We start from the raw sequence: 16,391 nt of genomic DNA, 5'->3' as shown, positions 1-16,391 counted from the left end.
GCAAGCTGTTTTAGCTTGCAATTGAAATTAAACATTAAATCTAAAATGCATTACATCGCCATCTTGTACGATATAATCTTTCCCTTCAAGGCGTAGTTTTCCTGCTTCTTTAGCACCACTTTCGCCTTTGCAAGCGATATAATCCTCATAAGAAATTACTTCAGCTTTGATAAAACCTTTTTCAAAGTCATTATGGATCACGCTTGCTGCTTTTGGTGCTTTCCAACCTCTTTGTATAGTCCATGATCTAACTTCTACTTGACCTGCTGTAAAATAGCTAATCAAGTTTAGCTTTGAAAATGCTGTGCGTATAACTACTTCAAGCCCGCTACTTTCTATACCTAAAGATTTTAAAAATTCATAATTTTCTTCATCACTTAAAGCTATCATTTCTTCTTCTATTTTAGAGCAAAGTTTGATTACTTCATGACCTGATTTTGCTGCAAATTCTTTAAGATCTTTTACAAATTCATTATCTTCTAAAAGCGAATTCTCATCTACATTTGCTCCATATATCACTTCTTTAGCTGAAAGCAATCTTAGTTCTTTTATAAGAGCATGATAGATTTCATTTTTATTAGCAAAAGAACTTGCACTGTTGTTTTGATTTAAATGCTCTAAAAGTTCATTAGCTAATGCCAAGGTTTCTTTTGCACCTTTTTCATTGGCCTTTGCACCTTTAGTGAGTTTTTCTATTTTTTTGCTAAGTTGTTCTATATCTGCTAGTATAAGTTCTGTTTCTATGATTTGTACATCACGCACAGGATCAACACTGCCCGCAACATGGGTGATATTTTCATCATCAAAACAACGCACAATATGTAAAATCATCTCTGTTTCGCGTATGTTAGATAAAAATTTATTACCCAAACCCTCACCTTTGCTAGCTCCTGCTACTAAGCCTGCTATATCAACAAATTCTATATTTGAGCGTATAATTTTTTGTGGATTAACAATTTTTGCTAGTTCTTTTAAGCGATGATCAGGCACAGGTACCACTGCTTTGTTTGGTTCTATGGTGCAAAATGGATAGTTTGCACTTTCAGCATTTTGCGCTCTTGTTAGAGCGTTAAAAGTGGTAGATTTTCCAACATTTGGAAGTCCTACTATACCAACTGATAAACTCATTTTTGTTTCCTTGAAAGATAAAGTAAATATGAAAGGCACATTCTAACACCTGCTCCGGTTGCACCAAAATTATGATAACCCCAAGTCTTTTCTAAATAAGCTGGTCCTGCAATGTCTAAATGTAGCCATTTGTCTTTATATTCTTCTCTAATGAAAGAATTTAAAAATAATCCCGCAGTAATGGCCCCGCCATAACGACTTGAAGAGGTATTACTAACATCTGCTATGTTTGATTTTATAAGCTCTTTTAAGTGCGGATTAAAATGTAAAATAGTAGCTAAATCTCCACTTTTTTTACTTATTTTATAAAATTCATTTTGCAAATCTTCATTATTTCCCATGATGGCACTTGTGTATTCTCCAAGTCCTACTACGCAAGCTCCAGTTAAAGTAGCAAGATCTATTAATAAATCAGGTTTTAGATCTTGAGCAAGCGAAAGACAATCTGCTAAAACTAATCTTCCTTCTGCGTCGGTATTTCTAACCTCTATACTCACACCTTCTCTTGAAATAAGCACATCATCAGGCTTGTAAGCATTTCCACCTATCATGTTTTCAGTTGCGCCGATGATAGAATGAACTTCTATATCAAGGTTTAACTCGCTTGCACCTTTAATAATAGCCATTGCAGCCGCACCACCGCTTTTATCTGATTTCATCGTTAGCATGTAATCAGCAGGTTTTAAACTAAGTCCACCACTATCATAAGTTAGCCCTTTACCTACAAACACTACTTTCATTTTTGGATTTTGTGGTTTATAAGAAAGATGAATGAGTTTTGGGGGATGAATTGAAGCACGATTTACTGCTAAAAATGCTTGCATTTTTTCTTGCTCTAAGAAATCGCTTTCATAAATTTTACATGAAATATTAGAATTATTTTGGCTTAGTTCAAGCGCATCTTCGGCCATTTTAGCAGGAGTGTAAATTTGTGGGATTTCATTAACGATATTTTTTGCAAAATCACAAGCATTTGAAAAAATTTGACCATAGTTTATACCTATGCAAGCTTCTTCTAGGTTGTATGTTTTATTATTAATTTCATCTTTTGCAATGAAGATATTTTCTAATTTGCTTGGTGTTTTTTCTTTTTTGTATTTATTAAATTCATAAGCACCAAAAGTAAATCCTTGAATCATAGCATTAAAGCTATTTACTACACATTTTCCTATGACACTTTTTGTTTTTACGCTTTGAATTTCAAGTTTTTTTAAAGCTTTGTATGCATTTGCAAAAGCAAGCCTTATATCTTCATATTCTAAGCTTTTAAGTTCACTATAAAGAATTTTATTTTGCATATCTATGCAAATTCCTTCACCTTTATAGCTTGAAAGCTTGAAAAGTTCTTGACTTTGAGTGTATTTTTCTATTTTTTTATCTTGTATTAAAATGATTTCAAAATCAGCATTTATAGAGCCGATATTTTCTTCTATAAAATTAAAAGTCATTTGCGAGTCCTTCTTGTAAGTATTGATTTTTCTATTTGTTTCATTCCTAAAAATAAAGCTAATAAAAAGCCAGCAATAATTGGCACTGCAAAATACCAATGATTTCCAGCCCATTCTACTGCAAGCCAAATTTCTTTTCCAAAAAACCATGCAAGTAAAATAGTTATAGCAGCCCAAGCCCAAGCACTAATAAGATTAATAAACGCAAATTTTTTAGCACTATAGCGAGTTAATCCTATACTCATAGGTATAATAGTTCTAAAACCATACATATATCTTTGTATGAAGATAATAGGCCAACCAAAACGCTGTAAAAGTAAATGTGCTATGGCAAATTTACGCCTTTGGGTGCGAAGTTTTTTCTGAATGTATTTTTTGTTATATCTTCCTATATAAAAGTATATTTGATCGCCTACAAAGCCACCTAAGCCTGCTATAAAAATAATAAGTCCTAAATTTACATGGCCTTCATGTGCAAAAATACCTGCTAAAATAAGTGCAAGTTCTCCTTCAAGTATGCACCATAAAAACACAATAATATAAGCCCAATTTTTATAATCATACAAAAGTTGTTTTAAAAATTCTTCCATTTTATACCTCTAAAACACTATAAACAGAAGTTAATTTAGCTAATTCTTTAGCACCATCTAGATCTTTTAATTCTAGTAAAAAACAAGCTTCAACACATTTTGCATTGAGTTTTTCTATAAGTTTCACAGCAGCGATAGCTGTGCCACCCGTAGCGATAAGATCATCTATAAGTAAAACATTTGCTTTTTGATTATTAAAAGCATCGATATGAATTTCTATAGTATCACTGCCATATTCTAAACTATAAGATTCTTGTAAGCATTTTGAAGGTAGCTTTCCAGGTTTTCTTATGGGTACAAAAGGAAGTCTTAATCTAGCGCTCAAGGCAGCTCCAAAAATAAAACCTCTACTTTCTATACCAACGATATAATCAAGCTTTGTGTTTTGATATTTTTCAACTAAATGATCCATTAAAAACGCAAATGCTTCTTTGTTGTTTAATAAAGTAGTAATATCTCTAAAAACAATCCCTTCTTTTGGAAAGTCCTTAATAGCTCTAATGCTATCTAGTAAATATTTTTTATCTAGCTCTTTTATCATAATAATGCCTCTATTTTTGCTTCTAATTCTTTGATTCTTTGTCTTAGTTTTTCATTTTCAATACGATATTGTGAATTTCTTGTTCTAAGAGAGGTTAAATCTGCTTTGCTTTTGTTTAATTCTTCAGTTAAAATATCAATATTACCCAAACTTCTTTGAAGTTGTACTTGTAGTTTTCTAATAACAATTTCAGTATCATCAAGGTTGTTTTTTATAAATTCTTTTGCCACTTTTTCTTTATGAAGCAGGGTTTTATAATAAAGTAGCATAATAGTCATATAAATACTAATACAAATTAATACAGTTAATACAAGCCAACTTAAGATCATAATCTTTCCTCTATTTTGCTAATTCTTGTGCAATGTCTTCCGCCGCTAAAAGAAGTGTTGATAAAATTTGAGATAATTTCAAAAGCCATATCAACCCCTATTAATCTAGCTCCTAGCGCTAAAACATTTGCGTCATTGTGTTCTCTTGAAAGTTTAGCACTTAAAGATTCATTACACAAAGCACAGCGTATATTTTTATGACGATTTGCTGCTATACTCATACCAATTCCTGATCCGCATACTAAAATTCCAAAACTTTTTTCATTTATTTTAGAGCTTAATAAATGTGCATAATCAGGATAATCACAACGATCCTCACTAAAAGGACCTAAGTCTTCAAAAGTAATATTTTTTTCTTGTAAAAATTTAGTAATTTCTTGCTTTAAAATAAAACCAGCATGATCACTTGCAATATAAATTTTTTCTCTTAACATTTAACATTCACTTTATCATTTTTGAAATTTAAAGTATTAATTTTATCATATTTAATTAAAATTTTTCTTTCTTATATATAATTATTTTTTTATGTTTTCAAATATTTATTTGATATAATAACAATAATTATTTAAGGTAAAAAATGAAGCTTATACTAATTGGTTCTTCAACAGGTGGCCCAAGCCAACTAAAGTTTTTACTAAATGATGTAGAATTGAAAGATTGTGCAGTAGTGATTGCTCAGCATATGAATCCTGCGTTTATTCCTTCTTTTGTAAATCAATTTAACAAAGAAGCATTAAGCGAGGTGATTATACCAAGTGATAAGGAAGTTTTGAAAAATAAAATTTATATTTGTCAAAGAAATATGATTTTAAGTGGCAACAATACCTTAACATTAAATACTACAGACGAAACTAGTAGTTTTAATCCAGGGATTGATGTGCTATTTAATTCTGCTGTTAATCTTTGCAAATATCATAAAATTTTAGCTTTGATTATGACAGGAATGGGCGATGATGGTGCTAAGTCTTTGTTTGAACTTTATAAAGCAGGAGTAAGGTGTTTGTGCGAAAATGAGGCAGATTCTATAGTATATGGTATGCCAAAAAAAGCTAGAGATACTAATCCAAATTTAAAACCTATGAGTTTAATAGAACTCAAAAAAGAAATAACAAATTTCATCAAATCGTAGGACAAAAAAAGATGATAAAGATTACAGAAAATGAAATGAATGATTTTGTAAAAATCGTAGAGCAAATAAGTGGAAATAACTTAAATGCGAAAAAGGATATATTATCTATTAAACTTCCTAAATTTTTACAAGAATTAGGCTTGAGCAGTCTTAGTGAATTAAATGAAAAAGTGCAGTTTCAAAGAAATTTAAAACAAGAAACTATGGATTTTATTACAGTTTGTGAGACTTATTTTTTTAGAGAATTAGAGCAATTAAAAGATGTGATTTTTTATATAAAATCTCTTGATCGCCCTGTAAATGTGCTTTGTGCTCCATGTTCAAGCGGCGAAGAAGTGTATTCTTTAGCTATTTTAGCAAGTGAGAATTTTGTTAAAGGTATGAATATAGTTGGTATAGATATTAATAAAAAAATGATAGATAAATGCAATGAAATGATTTATTCAGAGCGTTCAGTATCTAGATTAAACACTATGCAAAAAACGCGTTATTTTGATGTAAAAGATAGAATGTATCATCTTAAAAAAGAAACCCTAGCTTGCAGATGCCGTTTTGATCTTTGTAATGTCTTTGATGATTCTTTATTTAAATTTGGAAAATTTGATGTGATTTTTTCAAGAAATATGATGATATATTTTGATCAAGATTTTAAAATAAGACTTATGGAGCGTTTTTATAGGATATTGAATAAAGAAGGTAGAATTTACCCAGGAAAGTCAGATCTTGTGCCTGAAACAGCTTATTTTGAAAAAAACTTTTCAGCAGGTGGAGTTTATTATTCTAAGGTGGATTAATTATATTTTTTATTAAACCACCACCAATAAATTGCTGCAAAGATAAAACATACTCCCAAGCCAAAAGTAAAATGATTTAGTTTTATTCCATAAAATTCAAATAAATATCCTGTTGAAAAAGCAATAATTGCACTAAAGGTTAAATATACCATATCATTGTAGGCAATCACTCTGCCATAGTATCTTTTGTCGCAATCATTTTGCAAAAGTGTATAGGTATAGCTCCATAAAGACGAAGTGCAAAAACCAGCCATTACCAAGCCTACAAAAGCAAGATAAAAGTTAAATTGCAAGCAAGCCCAAAGCATTATACCCACACCTTGCGCTAAGTATAAATATACCAAAGTGTTTTTATTAATATAAGGACTAAGCACATAAGGGCCTATAAGTAAAGATATGGCTCTTATAGCATTAGAAAGCCCTATGGCTAGAGGTATAGAAATAACTTTTGCGTATTCATATTCTGCTAAAAGAGTGATTAAAACATCATAAGCAGTTATCCCTACAACCCCATGAAGTAAAATCAAATGAATGATTTTTTTATTATTAAATACATAAACTAAGCCTTCTTTGATTAATATAAAAAGATTATTTTGTGTGGTATTTTTTTCATTAGGTAAAATCAAAGTTTTGAGTATAAGCATAGCACAAAATAGCATTAAAGTATCAGCTATAAAGGCTGGCTTTACTCCAAAAAGATCTATAAAAAGCCCTGCTGCACCCATACCCAAAGCATATGATACAGCCCATATGATACTATGAAGCTCATTGCCTAGTTTTAATTCTTGTGGGGTTAAAATTTTAGGTAAAACTGACATTTCTGTTTGAAAATACATACTTGCAACCGCCATACGAACAAAGGTTAAAAAGTATAACAACCAAAGCATGGCTAAAGAATTTACAAAAATTAACATAAAAATAGAAATCATTTCAATACTAATCATTGTGAGTAATAAATTCTTAGGTTTAAATCTATCTACTATAACCCCATTTATAGGTGCAAGTATAATAGAAGGTAAAAAAACAAAAATAGCTGAAAAACCTATGATATTAGCAGGTGCACCGAGTTCTTTAGTTAAAAGGGTAAAAACACCTACTTGAGAAAACCACGCACCAAAATAACTTATAAATTGTACTATTGCTAAAAGGCGAAAAGTTTTATTATTTTTAAGTAAAGACCTATAAGTCATGAGTATCCTATGAATATATGAAATTAAAGGGCTTGATTATATCGTCTTTAAGATTATTTTACATTTAAATGTTATAATAATCCTTTTTTATAAAAAGGTTTAAGAATGAGTAGATTAAGTAAAAAAGAAGCGTTAAATTTGCTCCAAAATGCACCTTTATATGAACTAGGTGCAATGGCTTATGAGAGAAAATTAGAGCTTCATCCTGAAAAAATAACTACTTTTGTGGTAGATAGAAATATAAATTATACAAATATTTGCTGTATTGATTGTGATTTTTGTGCTTTTTGTAGAAAAGAAAAAGATGATGATTCCTATATTTTAAGATATGAAGAAATAGGGCAAAAAATAGAAGAATTACAAGCTATAGGCGGAACGCAAATTTTATTTCAAGGCGGGGTACATCCAAAACTTAAAATAGAATGGTATGAAGATTTGCTTTCTTATATAAAAACTAATTATCCAACGATTACCGTGCATGGTTTTTCAGCAGTAGAGATAGCTTATATAGCAAGAGTTTCTAAAATTTCTATAGAAGAGGTTTTAAAGAGATTACAAGTCAAAGGACTTTTTTCTATACCTGGAGCGGGTGCCGAAGTATTAAGCGATAGGGTAAGAGATGTTATAGCGCCACATAAATGCGACACGGCTACTTGGCTTAGGGTGCATGAGAGTGCGCATAATATAGGTATGAAAAGTACTGCTACAATGATGTTTGGTACGGTTGAAAATGATGAGGAAATCATCGAACATTTTGATCATTTAAGAAATCTACAAGATAAAACAAATGGCTTTAGAGCTTTTATTTTATGGTCATTTCAAAGTGAAAATACTCCTTTGATCAAAAAACACCCTGAAATCATCAAGCAAAGCTCTAATAGGTATTTAAGATTACTAGCTTTGGCAAGATTATATTTAGATAATTTTAAAAATTTACAAAGTTCATGGGTAACGCAAGGCTCTTTAATAGGCCAACTTGCTTTAAAATTTGGTGCAAATGATTTAGGTTCAACTATGATGGAAGAAAATGTTGTAGCCGCAGCTGGTGCAAAATATAGAATGAATCAAGAACAAATGATAGAACTTATTAAAGATATAGGGGAATTACCTGCCAAACGCGATACAGCTTATAATATTTTAGAAAGGTTTTAATGCTAAATTTAGACTTTAATGAAACTAAAATAGACATAATATATGAGTATGAAAATGAGCTTCCTGTAGTATTTTTTAAGCTCATTTTTAAAAATAGTGGAAAAATAGCAGAAAAACACAATAGAGGTTGTGCAAGTATGCTTGCTAGGCTTTTAAACGAAGGAAGTAATGATGAGTTTTTTAAAAACTTAGAATACCGTGCTATAGAGCTTTATGCTAAGGCTAGTTTTGAACATTTTCAAATTAGTATTAAATGCTTGAAAGAACATTTTGATTTTGCTTTAGAAAAATTACAAGAATTATTTTTAAATGTGCGTTTTGATGAAAAAATCTTACAAAGATTAAAAACTTTAGCTTTGGGTGAACTTGCAAGTTTAAATACTGATTATGATTATCAAGCAAAAAGACTTTTGAATAAGAATGTTTTTAAAGATGAAATTTTTGCTAGTGGTCTTGATGGGACTAAAGAAAGCATAGAAAAGATTAGTTTAAAAGAATTACAAGATTTTATGAGTGAAAATTTAGTACTTGATAATGCTTTATTTGTTTTTGGTGGAGATATTAAAGAAGATGAAGTAAAGATTAAAGTAGAAAAAAATTGCCAAATTCTAAAAAGAAATGCCCCAAATCAAAACAAAAGCTACAAGCTCGTTGATGAGAGTATAGATGTAAGTGAGCAAAAAAGCACTGAGCAAGCTTATATATACTTTTGCTCTCCATTTAATATACAAATTAATGATGAGAAAATGTATTTAGCTAAACTTGCTTTGTTTATTTTAGGTCAAGGTGGTTTTGGTTCGCGTTTGATGGAAGAAGTGCGTGTAAAAAGAGGCTTGGCGTATTCAGCATATGCTATGCTTGATGTAAATTTAAATTATAGTAGAGTTTTTGGGTATTTGCAAACTAAAAATGAAAGTTCTAATGAGGCTAAAGCTTTAGTTAAGGAAGTTTTTGAAAACTTTGTCCAAAATGGAGTCAATGAAAAAGAATTTCAACTAGCTAAACAATTTTTAGTAGGATCTATGCCTTTAAGGTATGAAAACTTGGCTAAAAGACTAGATATAATGCTAAATGAATATTTGCATGGTTTAAAACTTGGAAATTTAAAAGAAGAAATGCAAAAGATTAAAAACACTAATTTAGATGAGTTAAATGACTTCATCAAAGCACATAGTGAAATTACCAAAGTGAGTTTTGCAAGCATAGAAAATGAAAGTTGAAGAAAAGGACTTAAAACTACTTCATGCTTTAGGGGTTAAAAATTGTATCGATTTGGCTTTGATTTTACCTAAAAAATTTGATGATTTTAGAATTTCAAAGTTTCCAAAAGATACATTTTGCACTCAAAATGTAAAAATTATTAGCACACAAAATCATCACTCCCAGCTTTTTATGCTTTGTGAATGTTTAGAATGGGATATAAAGGCAAATATAGTAATTTTTCATCCTAATAAATGGCATTTTAAAATTTTTAAACATAATGCTTTGGTTTGTATCCATGCAAAGATGAATTTTTTTAATGGAATTTGGCAGTTTATAAACCCAAAAATAGTAAAAAACATAGGTCAAATAGTCCCTAAATACCAAACTAGTTCTATTAAAGATGAAAGCATAAAAAAACTTATTTTAAAATATGTCAATGAAGCTAATTTAAAAGCGCTAAATTTAGAACAAAAATACATTAATTTACTTTTGAATTTACACAATTATGATGATTTAACTCTTTATGAAAATTTTAACGCCATAGTTAAAGACTTAAAATATATAGAAATTTTTAATCATTTAAGGCGTTTAAAGGGTAAAAAAATATCACAAAATGCTTATAAAATAGAACTTTTTGATATAAGCTCTTGGCTTAAGGGTTTAGAATTTAACCCTACAAATGATCAGCTTTTAGCAATAGAAGATATTAAAAAAGATTTGCAAAATAAAGTCGCTAAAAGGCGTGTGGTGATGGGTGATGTGGGTTGTGGTAAGACTTTGGTCATACTTGCTGCAAGTTTGCTAGTATATCCTAAAAAGACTATTTTAATGGCTCCAACTAGTATATTAGCAGAGCAAATTTATCATGAAGCAAAAAGACTTTTGCCTGATTTTGTTAATGTATTGCTTTTAAAGGGTGGTAAAAAAGATAAAGATTTAGCAAAATTAAAAGAACAAGCCCATTTTATCATAGGTACACATGCACTCATTCATCAAGAAGAATTTGAAGCAGTTTTAGTGATGATAGATGAGCAACATCGCTTTGGCTCTAATCAAAGACAAAAAATAAGTGAGCTTAGTAAAAACTCTCAATATGCTCCACATATCGTGCAATTTTCTGCTACACCTATACCAAGAACACTTTCTATGATACAAAGTGAGCTTGTAAATTTTAGTTTTATTAAACAAATGCCTTTTAAAAAAGACATTAAAACTTTTTGCATACAAGATAAAGATTTTAAATATTTGCTTAAAAAAATCGATGATGAACTAGCTAAAAATCATCAAGTGATCATCATTTATCCTTTGGTAAATGAAAGTGAAAATATAGATTATTTATCGCTAGAACAAGCACAAGGGTATTGGATAAACAAATACAAAAATGTTTATGTGACTCATGGAAAAGATAAAAATAAAGATCAAATTTTGCAAGAATTTAGAGAAAAAGGCACGATTTTACTTTCTACGACCGTGGTTGAAGTGGGAATTTCTTTACCAAGACTAAGCGTGATTGTAGTTGTTGGGGCTGAAAGACTTGGGCTTGCTACCTTACATCAGCTTCGAGGTAGGGTAGGTAGAGTAGGGCTTGAGAGCTTTTGTTATTTATATACTAAGCAAAAAGAAATTCCAAGTCGTTTGCTTGAATTTGCTAAAACTTTAGATGGGTTTAAAATAGCTGAGCTTGATTTAAAAAACAGGTTAAGTGGGGATTTGCTAGATGGTAGAGTGCAACATGGAAATCACTTTAAATTTTTTGATTTTGCAGATGATGAAGAGCTGGTTTTAAAAGCAAAAGAAAGTATTAAAAATATGGAAGAAAAAAATGGATAAACATTTTGAAATTTTGATTTCAAAGGGCGAAAAGAAGTATTTTAAGAAAGGAAATATTTTATTTTTTCAAGGTGAAAAAGCAAATAAAATTTACATTTTACTAAGTGGAAAAGTGCGTATATATAAGGTGAATGCAAAAGGTTTTGAGCTAACACTACACACTCTAACTCCGGTAAATTTTATAGCTGAAATGCCTGTGTTTGAGGGTATTGATTACCCAGCCAATGCAATTTGTGAGCAAGATTGTGAAATTTGTGTTTTTGATTTTAATGAATTTAAAAAATTATGCTTAGAAAATGGAGAATTTAGTTTTTTACTTTTGACTTCTTTAATCGGTAAAATTCGAATTTTAGAAAATTTTATCAGACAAAAATCTTTGGATTTAAAGTCAAGATTAGTCAGCTTTTTACTAGAAAATGAAGAAAAACTACAAAATTTAAAACAAAAAGAAATCGCTGTGATTTTAAATTTACCCCCAGAATCTTTGTCGCGTTTTTTAAAAGAATTAAAACAAAATGAGCTTATTTGCACAAATAAAGGTAAAATAGTAATTTTAAATAAAGAAAAAATGCAAAATTTAATTAAGTCTTTTTAAGTCTTATTTGTTACAATATTATATTTTAAAGTATGGATGGTTTCATGGATTTTGATTTTTTAGTCAAGTTTAGCCCTATGTTTATACAAGCTTCTTGGCTTACATTAAAACTTGCTATTTATGGGGTGTTTTTTTCATTTTTAGTAGGTTTATTTTGTGTGGGAATGGGTTATTTTAAATTTTCCTTTTTAAACACAATTTGTAAAATTTATATAGAATTTTCAAGAAACACACCTTTGCTAATCCAACTTTTCTTTTTATATTATGCTTTACCTGAATTTGGAATTCAACTTAGCTCTTTTGCTTGTGCTGTGATAGGACTTAGTTTTTTAGGTGGTTCTTATATGGCTGAAAGTTTAAGAGCGGGTATGGAAGCGGTTAAAAAACAACAATATGAATCAGGACTTTCTTTGGGTTTGAGTAAATGGCAAAATTTCCGTTATATTATTATGCCTCAAGCTTTGGGTATAGCTATGCCAAGCATTAGTGCAAATATCATTTTTTTACTTAAAGAAACTTCTGTAGTAAGCATTATTGCTTTAGCAGATTTAGTATATGTGGCTAAAGATCTTATAGGGCTTTATTATAAAAGTAACGAAGCATTATTTGCTTTGGTGCTTTGTTATTTGATCTTGATTTTACCTTTATCTTTAGTGTTAAACCGTATAGAAAAAAGGTTAAATTATGTTTGAAATTTTAAATCAAGATACCTTTTTTAGACTAGCGCAAGGTTTAAAGGTTACTTTAGAGCTTTCATTGATTAGCGTTTTGATTTCACTCATAGGAGGAGTATTTTTTGGAATTTTAATGCATTCTAAAAACAAATTCCTTTATGTTTTTTGTCGTTTTATGCTTGAGTTTGTGCGTATTATGCCTTTGATTGTTTGGCTTTTTATAGTGCATTTTGGCTTGGCGAAATGGTTTGGATGGCATTTGAGTGCTTTGGGTTCAAGTATTATTGTTTTTAGTATTTGGGGTGTGTTTGAGATGATGGATTTGGTTAGATCATCTTTAGCAAGTATACCAAAACATCAGTATGAGTCAGGACTTTCACTAGGTTTTAATAAATTCGAAGTTTATTTTTTTATCATTATACCTTTATCTTTGAGAAGATTATTACCAATGAGTATTAATCTTTTTACAAGAATTATTAAAAGCACTTCAGTGATTTATCTAATCGGTGGTATAGAGCTTATTAAAGTAGGTCAACAAGTGATTGAGCTTAATTTATTTCAAAATTCTTATGCGGCTTTTGTGATTTATGGTTTGATTTTATTGATTTATTTTATACTTTGTTATCCTTTGTCAGTATATTCAAAGTTTTTAGAGAAAAAATGGAGCTAATATGAGCATTTTAAAAATACAAAATTTACAAAAATATTATGATGAACATCATGTTTTAAAAGATATTAATTTAGAAGTAAATCAAAAAGAAGTAGTAGTTATACTAGGTCCAAGTGGTTGTGGGAAATCTACACTTTTAAGATGTATTAATGGCTTAGAAGAAATGGCTGATGGAGCTATTTTAGTAGATGATGAGAAAATTGATAAAAATTATAAAAAATGGACTCAAATTCGTCAAAAAATAGGTATGGTGTTTCAATCTTATGAGCTTTTTGATCATTTAAATGTTGAGCAAAATATACTTTTAGGACCTTTAAAGGTGCAAAAAAGAAAAAAAGAAGAGGTTTTAGAAGAAGCAAAATACTGGCTTGATAGAGTAGGACTTTTGCATAAAATAAAAGCTTATCCTAAAGAATTAAGCGGTGGACAAAAGCAACGCATAGCCATAGTTAGAAGTCTTTGTATGAACCCTGAAATCATGCTTTTTGATGAAGTTACAGCAGCGCTTGATCCTGAAATCGTGCGTGAAGTTTTAGATGTGATTTTAAATTTGGCAAAAGACGGTATGACTATGCTTATAGTTACACATGAAATGGGTTTTGCAAGAGCAGTTGCTGATAAAATAGTTTTTATGGATGATGGTAAAATAGTAGAAATTTCAAATCCTGATGAATTTTTTGAAAATCCAAAGACAGATCGTGCGAAAAAATTTCTCAATTTGTTTGATTTTCATCGTTAATTTTATTTTTTTAAAATATTTATTTAAAAAAATAATATAAGGTTTAAAAATTTAAATTTTTAATCATAAGGATAAAACATGAAAAAAATTTTTCTTTTATCATTTTTGATGGCACTTTTTTTTAGTGCATGCTCAAATTCAAGCTCTAATGAAAATTCCATAGAGAAAATCAAACAGCAAGGTGTAATCCGTATAGGTGTATTTGGCGATAAACCTCCATTTGGCTACCTAGATGCACAAGGGAAAAATCAAGGTTATGATGTATATTTTGCTAAACGCATAGCAAAAGAGCTTTTAGGAGATGAGTCAAAAGTGCAATTTGTACTTGTTGAAGCAGCAAATAGAGTAGAATTTTTAGAATCAAATAAAGTAGATTTAATCTTAGCAAATTTTACAAAAACCCCAGAAAGAGAAGCTGTGGTTGATTTTGCATTACCTTATATGAAAGTTGCTCTTGGGGTGGTGGCTCCTAAAGGATCAGATATTGAAACTTTAGATGATTTAAAAAATAAAACTTTAATTTTAAATAAAGGCACAACAGCTGATGCGTATTTTACAAAAAATATGCCAGATATTAAAACGATTAAATTTGATCAAAATACAGAAACTTTTGCAGCTTTAATTGGTAAAAGAGGTGATGCGTTAAGTCATGATAATGCATTGCTTTTTGCTTGGGCTAAAGAAAATCCAAATTTTGAAGTAGTGATTAAAGAACTTGGAAATCATGATGTTATAGCTCCTGCTGTAAAAAAAGGTGACGAAGCTATGTTAAATTTTATCAATGATTTGATTTTAAAATTACAAAATGAACAATTTTTCCACAAAGCTTATGATGAAACTTTAAAGCCATTTTTTAGCGATGATATAAAAGCTGATGATGTGGTAATCGAAGGTGGCAAAATTTAATAATGCAAAAAGCTTTTAAAAATACCATCTATGCTTCCTTAGGTGGTATTTTAGAATTTTATGATTTTGTTTTATTTATCTTCTTTGCAAGTGTTTTTGCAAAAATTTTCTTTCCTCAAAATGATGATTTTTGGCCATTAATCTATACTTATGTAGCCTTTGGGGCAGGGTATTTAGCCAGACCTTTTGGTGCTGTTGTTTTAGCGCATTTTGCAGATATAAAAGGGCGTAAGAATGTTTTTTATATTAGCATGCTTTTAATGGTTGTACCAAGTTTTATTTTGGCCTTTTTACCTACTTATGAAAGCATAGGGCTTTTGGCTACTTTTATGCTTTTTGTTATTAGGATAGCCCAAGGATTAGCCATAGGAGCTGAAGTTAGCGGTGCTTGGATTTTTGTGAGTGAATTTGTGAGTAAAAAAAGACTTGGTTTGGCACTTGGTTTTATTTCAGCGACTTTGACTTTAGGTTTATTGCTTGGAAATTTAGCGACTTTGACTATATATGCGTATTTTGATAAAGAAGAAGTAGAAAGCTTTGCTTGGAGAATTCCTTTTTTTATAGGAGGATTTTTTGGTATATTGGCTTTATTTTTACGCACGAAATTGAATGAAACACCAGCTTTTAAAAATATAAAAGCAAAAGAAAAAATTTTAAATTTCCCACTTTTGCAGGCTTTAAAAACACATAAAAAAAGTATGTTAATATGCGCTTTACTTACTGTGGTTTTAACAAGTGGGGTGGCTACTTTAATGATACTGCCACAATATTTTGAAAGCTTATTAGGAGTTAGCAAAACTACTGCTTTGTTATATCAAAATTTGGCCATAGTGATGATCATACTAGGAAGTTTAGCGCAAGGATATTTAGCAGATTTTTTAGGACATTTTAAAATTTGTTTGATTTTCACTTTACTTTTTGGAATTTTTGGCATTAGTTTTAGCTTTTATAATGAGTGGTTTTTGTTATTTTATTTGCTTGCTTGTTTTGCACAAGGTATTATAGCTTTTGCTCCTATTTTTATGACTCAAATTTTTACCACAGAGTTAAGATCGAGCGGTCTTTCTTTTGCTTATAATATTTCTTATGCGATTTTGGGTTTTATAACCCCTTTTATTGTTAATTTTGTATATAAGGAGTATTTTTATATTTATATTATTTTTATAATTATTGCTAGTTTGCTAAGTATATTTTTAGTAAAAAGCTCTTTTAAAAATTTATAACATTTTTTATTTAAACTTCTATTTTTCAATACATTCAAACTTTTATAATATCTTCTTATTATACTAATATTTTATTATTGTTTATAATTAAGCTTAAATTTATAAACATAGTGTTAATATTGCTTTGCTGTTGAAAAGTTGTTTGTAATTTATACTAAAAAAACATAAAGATAATATTGATGCAGTATCTATAAATATATACAAAAAAAGGATTTACATGTTAAGATTTTTATCCAAAAATCACCTCACG

18 protein-coding genes are annotated in these 16,391 nt (G+C 29.6%); 11 read left to right on the top strand and 7 right to left on the bottom strand.

What is annotated here, in order from left to right; all coding sequences use genetic code 11:
- Positions 1-27: 27 nt before the first annotated feature.
- The 6 genes from ychF to rpiB are packed head-to-tail and all read right to left on the bottom strand — an operon-like array spanning position 28 to position 4,470.
- Complete coding sequence (gene ychF / locus L8T82_RS07475; RefSeq protein WP_263664711.1) at positions 28-1,128, bottom strand: redox-regulated ATPase YchF; 1,101 nt, start codon at positions 1,126-1,128, stop codon at positions 28-30.
- Positions 1,125-2,576 (bottom strand): leucyl aminopeptidase, encoded by a 1,452-nt coding sequence (locus L8T82_RS07470; protein WP_263726227.1) that lies wholly within the window; start codon positions 2,574-2,576, stop codon positions 1,125-1,127. The genes ychF and L8T82_RS07470 overlap by 4 nt, the downstream gene beginning before the upstream one ends.
- A complete protein-coding gene (locus L8T82_RS07465) occupies positions 2,573-3,166 on the bottom strand; it encodes a DedA family protein (protein ID WP_133318967.1) in 594 nt (197 codons plus the stop codon). The genes L8T82_RS07470 and L8T82_RS07465 overlap by 4 nt, the downstream gene beginning before the upstream one ends.
- Before the next feature lies 1 nt (position 3,167).
- A complete protein-coding gene (gene apt / locus L8T82_RS07460; RefSeq protein WP_263660353.1) occupies positions 3,168-3,704 on the bottom strand; it encodes an adenine phosphoribosyltransferase in 537 nt (178 codons plus the stop codon).
- On the bottom strand, positions 3,704-4,036 hold the full coding sequence (locus L8T82_RS07455; protein ID WP_133318965.1) for a hypothetical protein: 333 nt from the start codon (positions 4,034-4,036) through the stop codon (positions 3,704-3,706). Before L8T82_RS07455 ends, apt begins: the two co-directional genes overlap by 1 nt.
- Positions 4,033-4,470 carry a ribose 5-phosphate isomerase B gene (rpiB, locus tag L8T82_RS07450; RefSeq protein ID WP_263660291.1) on the bottom strand — a complete coding sequence of 146 codons (438 nt, stop codon included), beginning with the start codon at positions 4,468-4,470 and terminating at the stop codon, positions 4,033-4,035. Before rpiB ends, L8T82_RS07455 begins: the two co-directional genes overlap by 4 nt.
- A 143-nt stretch (positions 4,471-4,613) precedes the next feature.
- On the opposite strand from rpiB, the gene L8T82_RS07445 reads away from it, so the two are divergent.
- Both L8T82_RS07445 and L8T82_RS07440 read left to right on the top strand, forming a co-directional pair.
- Positions 4,614-5,165, top strand: a complete 552-nt coding sequence (locus L8T82_RS07445) for a CheB methylesterase domain-containing protein (RefSeq protein WP_133318963.1) — start codon at positions 4,614-4,616, stop codon at positions 5,163-5,165.
- A gap of 11 nt (positions 5,166-5,176) precedes the next feature.
- A complete protein-coding gene (locus tag L8T82_RS07440) occupies positions 5,177-5,959 on the top strand; it encodes a CheR family methyltransferase (protein WP_133318962.1) in 783 nt (260 codons plus the stop codon).
- Here L8T82_RS07440 and L8T82_RS07435 read toward each other — a convergent pair.
- Positions 5,956-7,149, bottom strand: a complete 1,194-nt coding sequence (locus L8T82_RS07435; RefSeq protein ID WP_263726225.1) for an MFS transporter — start codon at positions 7,147-7,149, stop codon at positions 5,956-5,958. The genes L8T82_RS07440 and L8T82_RS07435 overlap by 4 nt on opposite strands.
- Before the next feature lie 105 nt (positions 7,150-7,254).
- On the opposite strand from L8T82_RS07435, the gene L8T82_RS07430 reads away from it, so the two are divergent.
- From L8T82_RS07430 to L8T82_RS07390, 9 genes are all read left to right on the top strand, one after another.
- Positions 7,255-8,301, top strand: a complete 1,047-nt coding sequence (locus L8T82_RS07430; protein WP_263659621.1) for a dehypoxanthine futalosine cyclase — start codon at positions 7,255-7,257, stop codon at positions 8,299-8,301.
- Positions 8,301-9,521: a M16 family metallopeptidase gene (locus tag L8T82_RS07425; RefSeq protein WP_263726224.1), complete on the top strand. Its 1,221-nt coding sequence runs from the start codon at positions 8,301-8,303 to the stop codon at positions 9,519-9,521. The genes L8T82_RS07430 and L8T82_RS07425 overlap by 1 nt, the downstream gene beginning before the upstream one ends.
- The gene (gene recG, locus L8T82_RS07420) at positions 9,511-11,334 is read left to right on the top strand and encodes an ATP-dependent DNA helicase RecG (RefSeq protein WP_263726223.1); all 1,824 of its coding nucleotides are present in this window, start codon (positions 9,511-9,513) and stop codon (positions 11,332-11,334) included. Before L8T82_RS07425 ends, recG begins: the two co-directional genes overlap by 11 nt.
- A complete protein-coding gene (locus L8T82_RS07415; RefSeq protein WP_133318957.1) occupies positions 11,327-11,929 on the top strand; it encodes a Crp/Fnr family transcriptional regulator in 603 nt (200 codons plus the stop codon). The genes recG and L8T82_RS07415 overlap by 8 nt, the downstream gene beginning before the upstream one ends.
- Positions 11,930-11,973: 44 nt before the next feature.
- Positions 11,974-12,621 carry an amino acid ABC transporter permease gene (locus L8T82_RS07410; RefSeq protein ID WP_263726221.1) on the top strand — a complete coding sequence of 216 codons (648 nt, stop codon included), beginning with the start codon at positions 11,974-11,976 and terminating at the stop codon, positions 12,619-12,621.
- The gene (locus L8T82_RS07405; protein ID WP_263726219.1) at positions 12,614-13,273 is read left to right on the top strand and encodes an amino acid ABC transporter permease; all 660 of its coding nucleotides are present in this window, start codon (positions 12,614-12,616) and stop codon (positions 13,271-13,273) included. The genes L8T82_RS07410 and L8T82_RS07405 overlap by 8 nt, the downstream gene beginning before the upstream one ends.
- A gap of 1 nt (position 13,274) precedes the next feature.
- A complete protein-coding gene (locus tag L8T82_RS07400; RefSeq protein ID WP_263726218.1) occupies positions 13,275-14,012 on the top strand; it encodes an amino acid ABC transporter ATP-binding protein in 738 nt (245 codons plus the stop codon).
- A 108-nt stretch (positions 14,013-14,120) separates the two neighbouring features.
- On the top strand, positions 14,121-14,918 hold the full coding sequence (locus tag L8T82_RS07395) for a cysteine ABC transporter substrate-binding protein (RefSeq protein WP_375154872.1): 798 nt from the start codon (positions 14,121-14,123) through the stop codon (positions 14,916-14,918).
- A 2-nt stretch (positions 14,919-14,920) separates the two neighbouring features.
- Entirely contained in the window at positions 14,921-16,141 is a 1,221-nt protein-coding gene (locus L8T82_RS07390) for an MFS transporter (protein ID WP_263726217.1), read from the top strand.
- Positions 16,142-16,391 lie beyond the last annotated feature (250 nt).

The organism is Campylobacter sp. IFREMER_LSEM_CL292, from assembly GCF_025771615.1.
In the GTDB taxonomy this organism is placed as follows: domain Bacteria; phylum Campylobacterota; class Campylobacteria; order Campylobacterales; family Campylobacteraceae; genus Campylobacter_D; species Campylobacter_D lari_D.
This window is presented reverse-complemented; position numbering and strand designations above follow the sequence as displayed.